This is a genomic window from Neptunicoccus cionae (assembly GCF_002860325.1).
Taxonomy (GTDB): Bacteria; Pseudomonadota; Alphaproteobacteria; order Rhodobacterales; family Rhodobacteraceae; genus Amylibacter; species Amylibacter lutimaris.
On the sequence record NZ_PKOJ01000011.1, the window covers coordinates 57,467 to 74,432 of the forward strand.

Sequence of the window (16,966 nt, forward strand, 5' to 3'; positions counted from 1 at the left end):
AGGCCCCCATGGAGAAATCAAAAGCCGTGAAGCGAGACAGTATCACCACCGCGAAAATCCTGTCCGACGCCCTGCCCCATATGCAGCGCCATGACGGCTCTATTATCGTTATCAAACTGGGCGGCCATGCCATGTCCTCGCCCGAGGCTATGGCCTCTTTCGCCCGTGACGTGGTTCTGATGCGCCAGTGTAACGTCAATCCGGTGATCGTGCATGGCGGCGGGCCAATGATCAACGAGATGCTGAAGAAGCTCGACATCCCGTCGGAATTCGTCAACGGCAAGCGGGTCAGCGATGCGGCCACAGTGGAAGTCGTTGAAATGGTTCTTTCGGGCAAGGTCAACAAATCCATCGTTCAGGCGATCAACGGACAGGGTGGACGTGCCGTCGGGATTTCCGGCAAGGATGCCAACCTGATGGTCTGCACACAGGCCGAGGGCGGCCTCGGGCTGGTTGGCGACCCGCAAACCGTGGATGCGCGGGTTGTGCGGTCCCTGATTAATGACGGGATGATTCCGGTCATCGCGCCCCTTGGTGCGGGCGCAAACGGCGAAACCTTTAATGTGAACGGCGACACCGCCGCCGGAGCCATCGCTGCCGGTCTGAAAGCGGACCGTCTGCTGCTGCTGACTGATGTTGAAGGCGTGAAAGACGCTGACGGCGACGTAATCACCAGCCTGAGCGCCGAGCACGTCGAGAAACTGACCCGCGAAGGGGTGATCGCCGGGGGCATGATTCCCAAAACCCAAACCGCGCTTGATGCGGTGCGTGGCGGGGTGAAGGCGGTTGTCATCATGAACGGGCAACAGGAAAACGCCTGTCTGCTGGAGCTGTTCACCACTTATGGTGCCGGTTCGATGATCCGCGCTTGATGGAGGGCGAAGCGGGCATACGCCTTTCGGTCTTTATCGGCCTCTTCGTACTTCTGGCACTGGCCGAACATCTGCTGCCCCGCCGCAAGCTGCGGGTGCGCAAATCAAGGCGTTGGGTGACGAATTGGGCGATTGTTCTGATTGACACGGCCACACTGCGCCTGCTTGCCTTTGCGGTGCCTGCCCTTGCAGTGGGCGCTGCCTTTGACGCTGCACAACGGGGTTATGGACTGTTCAACCAGACGGACTGGCCGTTTTGGGTAGAGTTTCTTGCTGGTCTGCTGATCCTTGATTTCCTGATCTGGGCGCAGCATCTGATCACCCACAAGGTGCCTCTGTTGTGGCGGCTGCACAGTGTCCACCATGCGGACAGGGATTTTGACGTGACCACGGCGATCCGCTTTCATCCTGTCGAAATCGCCCTGTCGATGCTGCTGAAAATCGGCGCGGTCTACCTGTTCGGCCCTGCGGCAGTGACGGTCATCGTCTTTGAAATCCTGCTCAATGGATGTGCGATGTTCAATCACTCCAACCTGAAACTGCCCCGCCGCGTTGACGCCGTGCTGCGCCTGTTTCTGGTCACGCCGGACATGCACCGCGTGCATCATTCCGACAAGCGCTCCGAGCATGACAGCAACTACGGGTTTTCCATATCGCTTTGGGACCGTTTGTTCCGCACTTATATTCCGCAACCAGAAGCGGGGCATGAGGAAATGACGATCGGGTTGCAGTGGCAGGACGACAGACCAACGCGGCTCGGGTGGTCACTAAGCCTGCCGTTCCGCCGCAAATGAGCTATCCCGCCGCCTGTTCTGCTGCCAGAGCTCAGGGGCTGGATGTGCTTGGCGGGTTTCACGGTGGGGCAGAGGACGGTCTGCCTGTGGATTGTCAAACACTTTTACTGCTCGGGCCGGCGCCGGATTTCTGGCCACAGTTCCGCCAGTCCGGTGAATATAGCGACCGTTTGCCTGATCCGGTGGACCGCTGGTCCAAGCGGGTAATTCCGCAATTGGCCGACGAATTGTCCGCTGTACCGTTCCTGCCCTTCGGCGGGCCACCCTATGCGCCGTTCTTAAGCTGGGCCATCAAGACACAACGGGCGTGGAGCTCTCCTGTCGGGATGCTGGTGCATGACACAGCCGGGCTGATGGTTTCCTTTCGCGGGGCGTTGGCCTTTCGCCAGAAGCTGGATCTTCCACCGACAGGCGTGCGCCCCTGCGACAGTTGTACGGCGAAACCCTGCCTGTCCGCCTGTCCGGTGGATGCTTTAAGCGCGGCGGAGGGCTATCATACTGCGGCGTGCCATGATTATCTCGACACAGCGGATGGGCAGAACTGTCTCTCTTCGGGATGTAAGGCGCGGCGGGCCTGTCCGGTCAGTGCCGGTGCAAACCGTGATCCGGAGCAGTCCGCACATCATATGAAGTATTTTCACAAACCCAGAGCATTTTAATGAAAACCCTAATTCTTACCCGCCATGCCAAGTCCAGTTGGGACGATTTGAACCTTCTGGATCACGAGCGCAAACTGAACGCCCGCGGGCAGGAATCTGCCGGAACCATCGGCCGTTGGCTGGCGCAGCAAGGGCATGTGCCGGATCAGGTTATCAGTTCCGATGCGCAGCGCTGCAAGGAGACATGGGAACTGCTGGCTGCCGAACTGCCTGACGCACCCGAACCGAGCTTCCATCGCAGGCTTTACCTTGCGGCCCCTGTCACCCAGTACGAAGCCTTGAAACAGGCGAAAGGGGATAAGGTCATGATGCTGGGTCACAACCCGGGTATAGCGCAATTTGCCCATGACCTGCTGGCCCCTCGTGCAATACCGGACCACCCGAAATTCGGGCTCTACCCGACAGCCGCAACGCTGGTGGTCACGTTTGACATCCCGAATTGGTCCACGCCTTTTATGGGAACCGGACAGGTCGTCGATTTCGTCGTCCCCCGAGAGCTAGACGCCTGAAGAATGACCGAGAAGAAGGAAGGACAGCCATGAAGAACACCGATGACATATGGGATCTGGCGGACCGGCACAGTGACCGGTTTATAGCACTGTCGGACGCTGTTTTTGACACACCGGAAACGCTCTATACCGAGTTCAAGTCTGTCGCGGCCCACCGGGAAGCCCTTGTCGAGCAAGGCTTTCGCATAACCGACAACGCAGGCGGCCTGCCCACAGCCATCATCGGAGAGGCCGGAGAAGAAGGTCCGGTCATCGCCATCCTCGGGGAATTTGACGCCCTGCCGGGCCTGTCGCAACACTCCGGTGAAACCGAACCGCGCCCGATAGAGGACGGGGCCCACGGCCACGGTTGCGGCCATAACCTGTTTGGCGCCGGCGCGTTGCTGGCAGCAACCGCGCTGAAGGACTGGATCGAAGCCAATAACATCAAGGCACGGGTGCGGTATTACGGGTGTCCTGCGGAAGAAGGCGGAGCGGCCAAGACCTATATGGTGCGGGACGGGCTGTTTGACGATGTGGATGCCGCGATCAGCTGGCACCCCGCCCCCTACCTTGCGGTTAATCAAGAGCCGAGCCTTGCCAATGCGCGTATCGACTACACCTTCCACGGCACCGCCTCCCATGCTGCATTCGAACCCGATATGGGACGTTCTGCACTGGATGCGGTGGAACTGATGAATGTGGGCGTGAACTATATGCGCGAGCATATGCCGGATGCAGCACGGGTTCACTACGCCTATATGGATGCCGGAGGAGAGGCTGCCAATGTAGTGCAGGCCCGCGCAAGGGTGCGCCAGTTGATCCGTCATCCCAACCTGCCCGGCCTGAAAGACCTGATCGCCCGTGTCGACAAAATCGCAGAAGGCGCGGCGCTGATGACGGAAACGCGGATGGAAAAGAAAGTCTATTCCGGCGTGTCGAACCTGCTGCCCAACCGCCCCTTGGAAGAGGCGATGCAAACCGCGGTGGAACAACTTGGCCCCGTGCCCTTTGATGATAAAGACCGCGCCTTCGCGGCAGAAATTCAGGCGACCCTGCCCAAGGGCGCGGTGGACAGCACGCTGGCGTCGATGGACTACACCCCCTCCGCCGGTCAGGATATTTCCCTGTGCGATTTCATTCTGCCACTGGACCGTAATGGAGTGATCCGTGCCGGCTCTACCGATGTGGGCGATGTCAGCTGGGCGGTTCCAACGGTGCAGCTTTGGGGTGCTACCTGGACCCTTGGCACACCGTTTCACACCTGGCAGGTGGTAGCCCATGGCAAAACACCGCTGGCCCACAAGGGTATGATCCATGCGGCCAAGGTCATGGCCGGAACGGCGCGGATGTTGATCGAAAACCCCGATCTGCTGGCCAGTGCGAAAGAAGCACATGCCGCCCGTCTGGAGAAAACGCCTTACGAATGTCCGATCCCCGACGAGACCAAACCGCCTATCGTTCAACCTTCCTGAAACGAAAAAACCCCGGCCACTGGCCGGGGTTTCTGTTTGTATTGCAGAGGTTGGGTTTAGTGGCCCAAAATCTGGCTGAGGAACAGTTTGGTGCGTTCGGATTTCGGGTTGTTGAAGAACTCTTCCGGCTCGTTCTGTTCAACAATCTGGCCCGCATCCATAAAGATCACGCGGTTGGCAACCTGTTTGGCAAAACCCATTTCGTGGGTCACACACAGCATGGTCATGCCTTCTTCGGCCAGTTCCACCATCGTATCCAGCACCTCTTTGATCATCTCGGGATCAAGCGCAGAGGTCGGTTCATCGAACAGCATGATGCGGGGTTTCATGCACAAGGAACGCGCAATCGCAACACGCTGCTGCTGACCACCCGAAAGCTGGCCGGGGTATTTGTCAGCCTGCTCGGGGATCTTCACCTTTTCAAGGAAATGCATCGCAATTTCCTCGGCTTCCTTCTTGGGTGTTTTACGCACCCACATTGGCGCCAGCGTACAGTTCTCAAGGATCGTCAGGTGCGGGAACAGGTTGAAGTGCTGAAAGCACATGCCAACCTCGCGCCGGATCTTGTCGATGTTCTTGAGATCAGAGGTCAGTTCGATCCCGTCCACGATGATATCGCCCTTCTGGTGTTCTTCCAGACGGTTGATACAGCGGATCAGCGTCGATTTCCCTGAACCGGACGGACCGGCAATAACGATCCGCTCCCCCCGTTGCACGGTCATGTCGATGTCACGCAGAACGTGAAATGCACCGTACCATTTGTTCATTTTGTTGATCTGGATCGCCACCTCGTCGGAGACGGCCATCTTGCTACGATCAATTTCACGATCAGTTGCTATTTGAGACATATTGAAGGCTCCTAACTAGTGGCCGGTCTTGAGCTTGCGCTCGAGGTACATGGAGTACCGTGACATGGAGAAACAGAAGATAAAGAAGATCAGTGCGATAAAGCCGTAAAGCTCCCACACAATACCGTTCCAGTTGGAATCTGCGCGGATATTGGCAGTCAGGCCGATCGGGTCCAACAGACCGATGATCGAAACCAACGTGGTATCCTTGAACAGACCAATAAAGGTGGACACGATTCCCGGAATGGAAATCTTCAACGCCTGCGGCATGGTAATCAGCCGCGTGGCCTTCCAATAGTCCAGACCCAGAGCATCCGCTGCTTCGTACTGGCCGGTTGGCAAAGCCGCCAGACCGCCCCGAACCACCTCGGCCATATAGGCAGAGGCAAACAGCGTCACCATGATGATCACCCGCAGGATGATGTCAAACGTCGTGCCCGGAGGCAGGAAGTAGTTCAACAACGTCGAGGCCACAAACAGCAGCGTGATCAGCGGCACACCGCGAATGAACTCGATAAAGCCTACGCAAATCGCCTTGACGATCATCAGGTCGGACTGACGCCCGAGCGCCAGAAGAATGCCCAAGGGCAACGACATAACGATCCCCGTCACACCAATGATGATCGACAGCATAAAGCCGCCGAATTTTGCGGATTCAACCGGCTCCATCGCCAGCGGGATCACCGCAGCCAGCCCGTTCGCCACAGGCCCTGCCAGCAACAGCCACCAGATGACAGGCACCAGAATAGCGGCAATCACACCGACAAGTGATCCAGCCGCACGGTTCAGTATCTCGAATGCAAAATACGCGAGAACGAAACCAGCAACGGCCACGACAGGTGTCCAGAGTGTCCCCCCCCAAAGCAGCCAGAAGGCCAGGAACGGGTAAAGTGCCGAAAACCACAGAATCTTGCGTGGCAGGTTGGGATAGAGCACAGGTGCCAGAGCCACGATCATCAGGATGAAAGCCAAGTTGGCACGCCAGTACAGTTCATCCGGATAAAACCCGTAAATCAGCTGGAGATAGCGCTCTCCGATAACGGACCAGCAGGCCGCACCATGTGCGAGACCCAAGTCGGAAACTACCTCGCGGCACTCTCTCAGAGAGGAGGCGGTCCATGACCCGTACCAGACCCAAGGCAGGACAAGGGACAGAACGACCCAGAGGAAGTAAACCGACAAAAGAGTCAGCACCGTATTCATGACACTGGAAAATAGGTTATCCCGCATCCACCGGATAGGCCCTGCCGCAGTCGACGGGGGCGCTTGTTCGGGCAGCATCGTTTCGCGAACGTAAGCTACCGTTTGTGCATGAGTATCGCTCATATCAACGCTCCCTCAACTTTACGGATTCATTGTACCAGTTCATCACGGAAGAGATGATCAGGCTGATTGCCAGATAGATCGCCATCAGGATCAGCAGACATTCCATTTCCTTACCGGTCTGGTTCAATGTGATCCCGCCAAGTGTACCGGTGACGTCCATATACCCCACGGCAATCGCCAGAGAGGAGTTTTTGGTCAGGTTCAGGTACTGGGAGATCAGCGGCGGAATAATGACCCGCAGTGCTTGAGGCAGGATGATCAGGTTCATTGTGCGGTTCGGGCTCAGGCCGAGGGCGAAAGCAGCTTCGGACTGTCCCTTGCTCACAGCCATGATCCCTGCACGAACGTTCTCGGCGACAAAGGCCGCTGTATACAGTCCAAGCGCGAGCGTCAGCGCAATCAGGGAGTTGCGCATATAGATGCCGCCCTGAAAGTTGAAGCCTTTGAGCTCTGGCAGTTCCAACCCGATAGGGCGGCCCAGAATGAAATAGACCAGCAGCGTTGGTACGAAGAAGATCGCCAGCTTGATCCAGAAGTTCGGCAGGATTTGACCTGTCGCCTCCTGCCGCTTGCGCGACCATGTCCCAAAAACGAAAATGCCGATGATGGACAACAGGAACACAACGATCACGGCCGTGGAACCGGCATACATCTCAGGCTTGGGAATATAGAGCCCCCGGTTCGTCAGCGCGACCGAATCCCACAGGCTCATGGATGCGCTGGCATTCTCGCCGCGAAACGCCCGAGGCGCGGGAAACGTTTCAATAAAGATCGCCATTGTCAGAACGATCCACAGCAACACGGGAACATTGCGGAAGGATTCGATGTAAACCGTCATCAGCCGTGCAACGACCCAGTTGTTAGACAAACGCAACACACCGATAACAACGCCAAGCACGGTTGCCAGAATACAGCCGAGCACCGCGACCAACAGCGTATTCAGCACCCCGACGAGCGCGGCGCGGCCGTGGGACATCTGGTTGTTATATTCGATCAGTTTCTGGTTGATATCATACCCGGCGGCTTCCCCGAGAAAGCCAAAGCTCAACGGTTTCCCCAAAGCCGCGAGATTCTGCGCAGCGTTGTTCAAAAGCCATCCAACGCCCAACAAAAACAACACCAGCGCCACGATCTGAATCGTCATGGAGCGATAGCGGGTGTCGTAAATTAATTGGCTGAGTTGGAAGCCGTCCTTTGGAGGATCGGTGGTTGCAGACATGTGTCCACGCTCCCTTGTTCTGTCATTGAGGTCACAACTTCCAATTCCACGGAACGCGTGGCGAACTGGTTGCACCTTGTTTTTGTATAGTTCGGAGTATTTCCGGTCTGGCCGGAGGAAAACGGGCGCGGCTTGTGCCGCGCCCGTTCTTAAAACTTAGCGGAAAGGAGGCGAGTAGATCAGGCCGCCGTCTGTCCACTGTGCGTTCAGGCCGCGGGCCAGACCGATTGGAGTGGATTCACCGATGTGACGGGCGAAGATCTCGCCGTAGTTACCACCAGCAGCAATCGCGTTCTTCGCGAAGTCTGCGGACAGACCCAGCTGCTCGCCGAGGTTGCCTTCAGTACCCAGCAGACGGTTGATTTCCGGATTGTTACCGGCAGCCATCGCGGATTCTTTTACGTTCGCGGATGTAATACCCAGCTCTTCAGCTGCGATCAGTGCGTTCAGTGTCCAGCGACCGATGTCAGCCCATTGGTCGTCGCCGTGGCGTACAAGCGGACCCAGCGGCTCTTTGGAGATGATTTCCGGCAGAAGCGCGTGTGCGTCCGGGTTCTCGAAAGTTGCGCGTGTCGCGGCCAGACCGGATGCGTCTGTTGTGTAAACGTCACAAGCGCCAGCCAGATACTGCTGTTGGGCTTCTGCGTTGGTTTCGATTGGCACCGGCTCGTAGCTGATGTTGTTGGAACGGAAGAAATCCGCCAGGTTCAGCTCTGTTGTTGTACCAGTCTGGATACATACAGTTGCACCGTCCAGATCTTTTGCGGAAGACACACCCAGTTCTTTTGGAACCATGAAGCCCTGACCGTCGTAATAGTTCACGCCGATGAAGGTGAACTTCAGGTCTACGTCACGGGAGAAAGTCCATGTGGTGTTACGTGCCAGCATGTCGATCTCACCGGAAGCCAGCGCTGTGAAGCGAGTTTTACCGGTTGTTGGAGTGAACTTGACAGCTTGCGGGTCGCCCAGCACAGCCGCAGCAACAGCGCGGCACACAGCGACGTCGAAACCGTCCCAGTTGCCATTCGCGTCAGCCGCAGAAAAGCCTGCAAGACCGGTGGAAACACCACATTGCAAAAAGCCTTTTGCTTTAACGTCGTCGAGCGTTCCGGCAGCGGCGAAGCCAGCAGTCATAGTGGCCGCGGCTACAGCGCCGAAGAATGTTGTTTTTTTCATTTTTACCTCTTCCTGATGAACCGCCTATGGTCAGACGGCTTGCTAGGAGTTTACCCAGCTTGTCGTACTTTACCGGCGTGGCCGGAAAAGTAGGCCCCATAGTGTGAGGAGGAGTTTGTCAGGTCAAGGTTTTTATACACACCAAAAGGGTTCAAAAGTTTACGCTCGGTAAGACAATAGGTCAGGAGTTAAGACCTATTAATCAAGCGAAATTTCCCTGTTTTTCCAGTGATTATGGAAAGCCGAGGGTGTGCTTTCAAACCCCCGACGAAGGGTAGGTCAGCGATGCTGACTAAAGATTGCCCTAATGTAAGGTTTTACGCACAGACAGCAGTAATTCCTCGGAAAGAAGAAAGGCCTGTCGCTTTAATTCGGCTGCTTCGGCCGCTTCGTCGTCCACGCCCCAGTGCTCGATTTGCCAATTTTCATCGACCCGCGCCACGTCCCATGCCTGTTCTGCAACCATGTGTTGTCGTGCCACTGCAAGGGCAAGCACAAGAGATCCTGAAATTTGTACCAAATCGTGAAAAGCGGCCAGTTCGAACGGGTCGAACGTCTCTACTGCCTGTCGCAAATTGGCGACCGATTGATTCGGTTGCTCCACCGGAATCACTCCCGAAGTGACCAGCAGCGGTGCTTCGAATGTCTGGCTGGCCCATTGCAAGGGAGCATCCCAGAACGCTGCCTGACGGGCGATCAGTTCCTGCGGGTGGGTCGCACGATAGCACAGCAGATCATTCTCGCCATACGCCGCGAGCATGTCGACAACTGCCGCCATCTGACCGCCCATTTTGTCCACCGAAACATTTGCCCAGCGGGTCGCGGGCATAGCGGTCGGGTCCAGTTCTCCGCTGGTATCATCCCATTCCTGCGCCACCAGTTCTGCCGCCTTCCGTGTCGGCAGCAGCAGATCGCGCTTTTCCGGAGTTTTAACCGTGCGTCCGTCAAGCTGGATCACAAACCCTGATTCCGCCTCGGCCACGTCGACCGTGTTCCAGAAGCGCTTCTTCTTCGCCAGTTTCATCGCTTATTACTCTTGTTCTTCGAATGGATCTGTAGGGGCTTCCGCCGGATCAAAGCCGAAAAAGTCCCATGTCTGCGCCATATGATCCGGCAACGGGGCGGTGAAGGTCATTTTCGCACCACTTACCGGATGGGGAATCGCCAGGGAACGGGCATGCAAGTGCAGTTTACGGCTGACAGAGCCACCCAGTTGCGCGCCCCAACCGTCACCTTCATTCACCTGACTGTTGGTGCCATATTTGCCGTCTCCGATGATCGGATGGCCGATTTCAGCCATATGGGCGCGCAACTGGTGCGTCCGGCCCGTAATCGGTACCAAACCAACCCATGCGGCGCGCTGGCCAACAGCTTCAATCACAGCGTAATCCGTCGTCGCCCGTTTTGCGCCTTCGGTCTGCTCTACCTCATCAGGATGGATACAGTGCATCCGCTCCCCCGCGCCGTTCGGTCCGTGGCCGGCGGCTTTTACCAGCCCGTAACGAATGGTGCCCATCTTGGGGAACGGGCTGCCCGCAACCATCGCCCAGTAAATCTTGCGCGTTGTTCGCAGATGAAAGCTTTTGGCAAGGCCGGCCGCCGCGCGTCCGGTCCGTGCCATCACGAAAACGCCACTGGTGTCCTTGTCCAGCCGGTGAACCAGCTTCGGCTTTGTATCCATCTCGAACCTCAGCGCATCCGCAAGACCGTCGATATGGCGGGTCTGACCCGACCCCCCTTGCACAGCCAGGCCCGCAGGTTTGTTCAGCACAATGATATCGTCATCCCGATAGATTACGCTGTCCTGCATAAGTTTGGCATCGGCATCCGAGATCACCGCCTCGGGTTTGGCGGCGACCGTTCCGGGGTCCGGCAAGGGAGGGATCCGCACCACCTGCCCGGGTTGCAGGCGGGTGTTTGCCTTGACGCGCCCCTTATCAACCCGCAGGTCGCCTTTCCGGCACATCTTTTCCACACGTCCCTGACTGACATGGGGGAACATCCGGCGCAGCCAGCGATCCAGTCTCTGATCCGCAGCGTCTTCCGCTACAGCTATATGTTGCACACCACTCATGACAGCACCGCCCGCATAATTCCCATTCCGGCAAACAGGGCAGTAATCCCGCCCAACACCGATCCTATTACATAAAAGGCGGCCAGTCCGCCCCGTCCCTGCTCCCATAGCAGGATCGCATCCAGAGAGAACGCAGAAAACGTGGTAAATCCGCCTAACACACCCGTCATCACGAATGGCGCATAGCGCGCATCTCCGGCGCGATGCAGGAACCAGACAGCAAAGATCCCCATCAGAAAGGAACCGGCAAGATTTACCGCAAACACACCCGCCGGTGCTCCGGTTCCGATCAGACGCACAGCCGCTTGCACGGTGCCATACCGCATGACAGCCCCGAGGCCACCACCGATCGCAATTTGAATTAGAGTATTCATACAGACCTCTGCGCTTTAGAACCTGTATTCTACAGGTCCATTCCGCACGCGGCCATCAGGACATTCAGGCGTCCGCACCGCGTCTCTGGTCCGCCTCTACAGCAATGTTGACGATCTGTGCAAGGCTTTCAAAGCGCTCTCTTTCGGTCTCGGGGACATGACCAAGGTTGAAAACATCCGTATTCCACTTGGTCCATTCGCGGGTATCAAGCTGGACTTCGCGCACCACAAAAACGGATGCCACCTTATGTTTCCGGATCAAATGATCCACCTGCCCGACGACCACCGGCTCCGGCCCTTCGAACAGCCCTACAAGGTGCTGTCCGGAGCGCAGGAAAAAGCCCCCGATACGACGGTCAGCGCAACGGTTCCAAATATCTTTCTGAAGCGGTTCTGCCTGTTCGAAAGTAAGGCCGGAATGCAGCCGGCAAGTGAAAAGAATCTGTAAAGTCAAATGTCTATCGGGCAATACAAAATCGAATCAAGCCCCCTCACAATACACGCTACCTACCCCCATTCAACCATAGGGTTGCGGTATCTGCAAACTGGATCGCAATTTTTACCCAGAGTTGTATCGCTACGGAACGGCAACTAAACCCTACAGAGAGTACCCCTAAACACCCTTGTTCCGGCTTGTACGCAGCTTGGCAAAATACTCGGTCCGCTTTTTCAACTCCCGCTCGAAGCCCCGATCCACCGGCACATAATAGACCCCGTGCTTCATCCCGTCGGGGAAGTAATTCTGCCCCGAAAATCCGTCCTCTGCGTCATGGTCATACTCGTAACCGACTCCATAGCCTTCGTCCTTCATCAGCTTGGTCGGTGCATTTCGGATATGTTTGGGCGGCGGCTCCGATCCGGTTTTCCGCGCCGCTCTGCGGGCCTCTTTATAGGCTTTGTAGGCCCCGTTCGATTTCGGGGCGAGCGCAAGATAGATCACTGCCTGTGCCAGCGCCAGTTCCCCTTCGGGACTGCCAAGCCGCTCGTAGGTCTGCCAGGATTGCAGACAAACAGCCTGTGCTTGCGGATCGGCCAGACCGATATCTTCAACCGCCATACGGGTGATTCTGCGGGCGAGAAAACGCGGGTCTTCGCCCCCTTCCAGCATCCGGCACAACCAGTAAACAGCAGCATCCGGATCAGACCCGCGCACGGATTTGTGCAACGCAGAGATCAGATTGTAATGCTCCTCGCCGGATTTGTCGTACTTTGGTGCACGGCGGGACAGGCGTTTGGATAATCCGTCCCGCCCGACTTTTTCTTTCGCATCCCAAGCAAAGCACTGCTCCAGAATGTTGATCAGGGCACGCCCGTCCCCGTCTGCCATCTCCAGCACGGCTTCGCGGGCATCCGCTGTCAGGGGCAGTGCCCGCTGCACCAGCTGCTCGGCCCGCTGCGCCATCAGTTCCAGATCGGCAAGCGTCAAACGCTCCAGCACCATCACCTGACTGCGGCTCATCACAGCAGCGTTCAACTCGAACGACGGATTTTCTGTCGTAGCGCCAACCAGAACGATGGTCCCGTCTTCCATATGGGGCAGAAAGCCGTCCTGCTGGGCCTTGTTGAAACGGTGGATCTCATCCACAAACAAAACCGTTCCCCGGCCGGTCTTCTGCCGCAGTTTGGCTGCATCGAACACTTTCTTCAGATCTGCCACGCCCGAGAATATCGCGCTGATCTGGACAAACTCCATTTCGGTTTCATCTGCCAGCAACTTGGCCAGCGTGGTTTTCCCCACACCCGGCGGCCCCCAGAAAATGATCGAGGACAGACGTCCGCTTTCCAGCATCACCCGCAACGCGCCATCTTCGCCCAGAAGATGCTGTTGCCCGATCACTTCCGCAAAATGGCGGGGGCGCAGGCGGTCCGCCAGCGGCGCATTCTTTGCAGGGGCATCCGCCTGCCCCTTTGCCCCGTCATCCAGTGCATCAAATAGATCCGCCATCGCGTCACCCGCCCCAATTCAACCTGTGCCCAGTTTGGCCTGCAAACCTTGCCGACGCAATGTAGCGCCGCTTCATTGTTCACCAAATACTCAAAGAAAAACCCCGCCAGACCAGGACGGTCTGACGGGGTTCCTACTGTCCCGAATTTTATCGGTTTTTATTCGTCTGCTGCATCCATTTCAGCAGCAACGCGGGCTTTGTCAGCCGCGCCTTTGGCGTCTACGTCACGATCAACGAATTCGATGATCGCCATAGGCGCCATGTCGCCGTAACGGAAGCCGGCTTTCATGATGCGCACGTAACCGCCTTGACGGTCTTTGTAGCGCGGGCCAAGCACGTCAAACAGTTTGGAAACGTACTGGTCTTCTTTCAGCTTGGAAGCGGCCTGACGACGGGCGTGCAGATCGCCACGTTTCGCCAATGTGATCAGTTTTTCCATGATCGGGCGCAGTTCTTTTGCTTTTGGCAAAGTTGTTTTGATTTGCTCATGCTCGATGAGCGAGCCTGTCATGTTCGAGAACAGCGCTTTGCGGTGTTCATGAGTCCGGTTCAGGCGACGGTAACCACGTGCGTGACGCATTTTAGTTTTCCTTCTCTATGCTTTGTCCGGCGAGCCTGCGTGGGTCTCGCACTCCTTGGGGCAGAATTACCCGATATGTTCCCCGCCATCTGCGGGCATTTTGCGTAGGTCGGGCTTCAGCCCGACCCACGTTAAACTTAAAACTGGTCTTCGTACTTCTTGGCCAGATCTTCGATATTGTCCGGTGGCCAATCCACGATGTCCATACCAAGGTGCAGCCCCATTCCGGTCAGAACTTCCTTGATTTCGTTCAAGGATTTGCGGCCGAAGTTCGGAGTGCGCAGCATTTCTGCTTCGGTTTTCTGGATCAGATCGCCGATATAAACGATGTTGTCGTTCTTCAGGCAGTTTGCAGAACGGACCGACAGTTCCAACTCGTCCACTTTCTTGAGCAGCAGCGGGTTGAATTCCAGATCGTCTTCCTCTTCCTGACGGGAAGCGGACTCTGGCTCGTCGAAGTTCACAAACACGGACAGCTGGTCTTGCAGGATACGTGCAGCATAGGCCACAGCGTCTTCCGGCGTGATCGAACCGTCTGTTTCCAGTTTCAGTGTCAGTTTGTCATAGTCCAGAACCTGACCTTCACGGGTCGGTTGAACATCGTAAGACACTTTAACAACAGGCGAGAACAGCGCGTCGATCGGGATCAGGCCAATTGGCGCATCTTCCGGACGGTTCTTGTCGGCTGCAACATAGCCTTTACCTGTTTCAACGGTCATTTCCATGAACAGGGACGCGCCGTCATCAAGGTGACAGATCACGTGATCCTTGTTCAGGATCTGGATGTCAGCAGTTTCGGAAATGTCACCCGCGGTAACAACGCCCGGGCCTTTAGCCGCAATAGACACACGTTTTGTGCCTTCTGCTTCCATGCCAACGGCCACACCTTTAAGGTTCAGAACGATGTCGGTTACGTCTTCACGTACGCCGGCAACGCTGGAGAACTCGTGCAGAACGTTGTCGATCTGTACGGAAGTGATCGCAGCACCTTGCAGGGACGACAGCAGGACACGCCGCAGCGCGTTGCCCAAAGTCAAACCAAAGCCACGCTCCAGCGGTTCGGCAATACATGTTGCCTGACGCAGGGGGTCGCCACCTGGTTTGATGTCCAACTGAGTGGGGCGGATAAGCTCTTGCCAATTCTTGTGGATCATAAGTCCTCCATTCCTGTTCGCCGATCGGATCCGATTGATCGGGAACGCCCGAGGGTATTAACAATAACGCGGGCCGATCCTTTGAACCGGCCCGATAATTCTTGACGCGAGGCTTATACCCGGCGGCGCTTAGGAGGGCGACAGCCGTTGTGGGCGATCGGTGTCACATCGCGGATGGATGTGATGTTGAAGCCTACAGCAGCCAGTGCGCGCAGTGCGCTTTCACGACCCGAACCCGGACCCTGAACTTCAACTTCCAGCGTTTTCACGCCATGCTCTTGCGCTTTTTTGCCAGCATCTTCAGCAGCCATTTGCGCCGCGTAAGGTGTGGATTTGCGCGAGCCTTTGAAGCCCATTGTGCCAGCGGAAGACCATGCAATTGCGTTGCCTTGAGCGTCTGCAATCAGGATCTTTGTGTTGTTGAAAGAGGAGTTAACGTGAGCAACACCAGTCGTGATGTTCTTACGGACCTTCTTCTTTGCGCGAAGTTTTTCACGTGCCATGATTCAAGCCCTCCTTATTTCTTTTTGCCGGCAATCGCGCGGGCTGGGCCCTTGCGTGTGCGTGCGTTTGTGTGTGTACGTTGACCGCGAACAGGCAGACCACGACGGTGACGCAGGCCGCGGTAGCAACCCAGGTCCATCAGGCGTTTGATGTTCATGGAAACTTCACGACGCAGATCACCTTCCACGTCGAGGTTCGCGTCGATGTATTCGCGAATTTTCAGAACTTCCGCATCGGACAGTTCGTTGATCCGGCGGGTTACGTCCAGACCGGTTTCTTCGCAAATTTTAGCAGCGGTGGTGTTACCGATGCCGTGAATATATGTAAGGGCGATTGGGACCCGTTTGTGGGTCGGCAAGTTAACGCCGGCGATACGTGCCAAGGGCTCTTCCTTATGGTTGCGGCTCCGTGTTTCCAGAACCTTTTTTCACAACAAAAGCCCAACACCACCACGGCATCGGGCCATTCCCGAACAAGGATCAGACGAATCACTGGTATAAGCAGAAAAGGGCCGATTCCTTAAGGAAGCTGTGCGATACACCCCGTTCCCCATAAGGTCAACCCCTCTGACACAGCTGAGCCTTGCCAGAGCGTCTTTTCAGGCTTTCCACCCCAACGGTCGCGCCTTGGGGTCTGGCGAGTTTGCCCCATGAAAAAACCGCTTGCAAGAGCAAGCGGTTCCATCAGTTTTATTGTGCTGGCCGGACTACCGGATCAACTGTCAGACAGCGCCTTGTCAATCGACGCCTTAACCGTGTCGATGGCTGCAAGACCGTCAATGGTCTGCAACTGGCCCTTGGCGTAGTAATAGCCGATCAGGGGCGACGTGTCTTTGTAGTAGGCCATCAGACGTGTCTTGAGGCTTTCCTCATTGTCGTCTGCACGGCGCTTGAATTCTGTGCCGCCGCATTTGTCGCAGACACCCTCTTTCGCCGGTTTCTTGGCAGTATCGTGATAACCCGCCCCGCAATTGGCGCAGGTGTAGCGGCCGGTGATGCGGGACACGAGAGCCTCGTCATCCACACGCATTTCAATCACAGTGTCCAGAGACTGGCCAACACTGTCCAGCAATTCCCCCAGAGCATCCGCCTGTGCCAGCGTGCGGGGGAAGCCGTCAAAAATAAAGCCGCCATCGGCTTTGGCTGTTTCCAGTTGCTCGCGGATCAATCCGATCACGATCTCGTCCGTAACCAGTTCGCCGCGGTCCATGACACCGGCAACCATTTTGCCCATTTCCGTACCGGAAGACCGTGCCGCACGCAGCATGTCGCCCGTGCTCAGCTGCACCATATTCCGCTCTTCCACCAGCATCGCGGCCTGTGTTCCTTTACCGGCACCCGGTGGGCCAAGCAAAATAATATTCATGTAGATTCCCTTCATATCGCAGCACGCGCACAGCTATAGCCTCATTTCATATCCGGCGAAAACAAGAAACGTATACTTGCGCATACACGTCGCAGGTAGCCGGACCCGAGGA

The 16,966-nt window shown here is 56.6% G+C and carries 20 protein-coding genes; 6 read left to right on the plus strand and 14 right to left on the minus strand.

Features of this window, described 5'->3' with window-relative positions; genetic code table 11:
* The first annotated feature begins 8 nt into the window (after nucleotides 1-8).
* The 5 genes from argB to C0U40_RS19355 are packed head-to-tail and all read left to right on the plus strand — an operon-like array spanning nucleotide 9 to nucleotide 4,288.
* Nucleotides 9-872: an acetylglutamate kinase gene (gene argB / locus C0U40_RS19335; RefSeq protein ID WP_101657435.1), complete on the plus strand. Its 864-nt coding sequence runs from the start codon at nucleotides 9-11 to the stop codon at nucleotides 870-872.
* The gene (locus tag C0U40_RS19340; RefSeq protein WP_101657436.1) at nucleotides 872-1,666 is read left to right on the plus strand and encodes a sterol desaturase family protein; all 795 of its coding nucleotides are present in this window, start codon (nucleotides 872-874) and stop codon (nucleotides 1,664-1,666) included. The genes argB and C0U40_RS19340 overlap by 1 nt, the downstream gene beginning before the upstream one ends.
* Nucleotides 1,663-2,325: a ferredoxin gene (locus C0U40_RS19345; RefSeq protein ID WP_101657437.1), complete on the plus strand. Its 663-nt coding sequence runs from the start codon at nucleotides 1,663-1,665 to the stop codon at nucleotides 2,323-2,325. Before C0U40_RS19340 ends, C0U40_RS19345 begins: the two co-directional genes overlap by 4 nt.
* The gene (locus C0U40_RS19350) at nucleotides 2,325-2,834 is read left to right on the plus strand and encodes a SixA phosphatase family protein (protein ID WP_101657438.1); all 510 of its coding nucleotides are present in this window, start codon (nucleotides 2,325-2,327) and stop codon (nucleotides 2,832-2,834) included. Before C0U40_RS19345 ends, C0U40_RS19350 begins: the two co-directional genes overlap by 1 nt.
* Nucleotides 2,835-2,863: 29 nt before the next feature.
* Nucleotides 2,864-4,288, plus strand: a complete 1,425-nt coding sequence (locus C0U40_RS19355; RefSeq protein WP_101657439.1) for a M20 family metallopeptidase — start codon at nucleotides 2,864-2,866, stop codon at nucleotides 4,286-4,288.
* 56 nt (nucleotides 4,289-4,344) lie between these two features.
* Here the strand turns inward: C0U40_RS19355 and C0U40_RS19360 are convergent, their stop codons facing one another.
* From C0U40_RS19360 to C0U40_RS19395, 8 genes are all read right to left on the minus strand, one after another.
* On the minus strand, nucleotides 4,345-5,136 hold the full coding sequence (locus C0U40_RS19360) for an amino acid ABC transporter ATP-binding protein (protein ID WP_101657440.1): 792 nt from the start codon (nucleotides 5,134-5,136) through the stop codon (nucleotides 4,345-4,347).
* Between the two features lie 15 nt (nucleotides 5,137-5,151).
* The gene (locus C0U40_RS19365) at nucleotides 5,152-6,462 is read right to left on the minus strand and encodes an amino acid ABC transporter permease (RefSeq protein WP_101657441.1); all 1,311 of its coding nucleotides are present in this window, start codon (nucleotides 6,460-6,462) and stop codon (nucleotides 5,152-5,154) included.
* Nucleotide 6,463: 1 nt separating this feature from the next.
* On the minus strand, nucleotides 6,464-7,681 hold the full coding sequence (locus tag C0U40_RS19370) for an amino acid ABC transporter permease (RefSeq protein WP_101657442.1): 1,218 nt from the start codon (nucleotides 7,679-7,681) through the stop codon (nucleotides 6,464-6,466).
* Between the two features lie 156 nt (nucleotides 7,682-7,837).
* On the minus strand, nucleotides 7,838-8,857 hold the full coding sequence (locus C0U40_RS19375; protein ID WP_101657443.1) for an amino acid ABC transporter substrate-binding protein: 1,020 nt from the start codon (nucleotides 8,855-8,857) through the stop codon (nucleotides 7,838-7,840).
* 304 nt (nucleotides 8,858-9,161) lie between these two features.
* Nucleotides 9,162-9,881 carry an ATP12 family chaperone protein gene (locus C0U40_RS19380; RefSeq protein WP_101657444.1) on the minus strand — a complete coding sequence of 240 codons (720 nt, stop codon included), beginning with the start codon at nucleotides 9,879-9,881 and terminating at the stop codon, nucleotides 9,162-9,164.
* A 6-nt stretch (nucleotides 9,882-9,887) separates the two neighbouring features.
* Nucleotides 9,888-10,931 carry an RluA family pseudouridine synthase gene (locus tag C0U40_RS19385; RefSeq protein ID WP_101657445.1) on the minus strand — a complete coding sequence of 348 codons (1,044 nt, stop codon included), beginning with the start codon at nucleotides 10,929-10,931 and terminating at the stop codon, nucleotides 9,888-9,890.
* The gene (crcB, locus tag C0U40_RS19390) at nucleotides 10,928-11,305 is read right to left on the minus strand and encodes a fluoride efflux transporter CrcB (RefSeq protein WP_101657446.1); all 378 of its coding nucleotides are present in this window, start codon (nucleotides 11,303-11,305) and stop codon (nucleotides 10,928-10,930) included. Before crcB ends, C0U40_RS19385 begins: the two co-directional genes overlap by 4 nt.
* 64 nt (nucleotides 11,306-11,369) lie before the next feature.
* On the minus strand, nucleotides 11,370-11,549 hold the full coding sequence (locus C0U40_RS19395) for a hypothetical protein (protein ID WP_101657447.1): 180 nt from the start codon (nucleotides 11,547-11,549) through the stop codon (nucleotides 11,370-11,372).
* A gap of 3 nt (nucleotides 11,550-11,552) precedes the next feature.
* Here C0U40_RS19395 and C0U40_RS19400 point away from each other — a divergent pair, with 3 nt between their 5' ends.
* On the plus strand, nucleotides 11,553-11,753 hold the full coding sequence (locus C0U40_RS19400) for a hypothetical protein (RefSeq protein ID WP_101657448.1): 201 nt from the start codon (nucleotides 11,553-11,555) through the stop codon (nucleotides 11,751-11,753).
* 165 nt (nucleotides 11,754-11,918) lie between these two features.
* Here the strand turns inward: C0U40_RS19400 and C0U40_RS19405 are convergent, their stop codons facing one another.
* From C0U40_RS19405 to C0U40_RS19430, 6 genes are all read right to left on the minus strand, one after another.
* Entirely contained in the window at nucleotides 11,919-13,250 is a 1,332-nt protein-coding gene (locus C0U40_RS19405) for a replication-associated recombination protein A (RefSeq protein WP_101657449.1), read from the minus strand.
* Between the two features lie 158 nt (nucleotides 13,251-13,408).
* The gene (rplQ, locus tag C0U40_RS19410) at nucleotides 13,409-13,831 is read right to left on the minus strand and encodes a 50S ribosomal protein L17 (protein ID WP_101657450.1); all 423 of its coding nucleotides are present in this window, start codon (nucleotides 13,829-13,831) and stop codon (nucleotides 13,409-13,411) included.
* A 137-nt stretch (nucleotides 13,832-13,968) separates the two neighbouring features.
* Nucleotides 13,969-14,985, minus strand: coding sequence for a DNA-directed RNA polymerase subunit alpha (locus C0U40_RS19415; RefSeq protein WP_101657451.1), 1,017 nt, complete (start codon nucleotides 14,983-14,985; stop codon nucleotides 13,969-13,971).
* Nucleotides 14,986-15,098: 113 nt separating this feature from the next.
* Nucleotides 15,099-15,488, minus strand: coding sequence for a 30S ribosomal protein S11 (gene rpsK, locus C0U40_RS19420; RefSeq protein ID WP_069301459.1), 390 nt, complete (start codon nucleotides 15,486-15,488; stop codon nucleotides 15,099-15,101).
* 14 nt (nucleotides 15,489-15,502) lie between these two features.
* Entirely contained in the window at nucleotides 15,503-15,871 is a 369-nt protein-coding gene (gene rpsM / locus C0U40_RS19425) for a 30S ribosomal protein S13 (RefSeq protein WP_101657452.1), read from the minus strand.
* 332 nt (nucleotides 15,872-16,203) lie between these two features.
* Complete coding sequence (locus tag C0U40_RS19430; RefSeq protein WP_101657453.1) at nucleotides 16,204-16,854, minus strand: adenylate kinase; 651 nt, start codon at nucleotides 16,852-16,854, stop codon at nucleotides 16,204-16,206.
* Nucleotides 16,855-16,966: the final 112 nt, after the last annotated feature.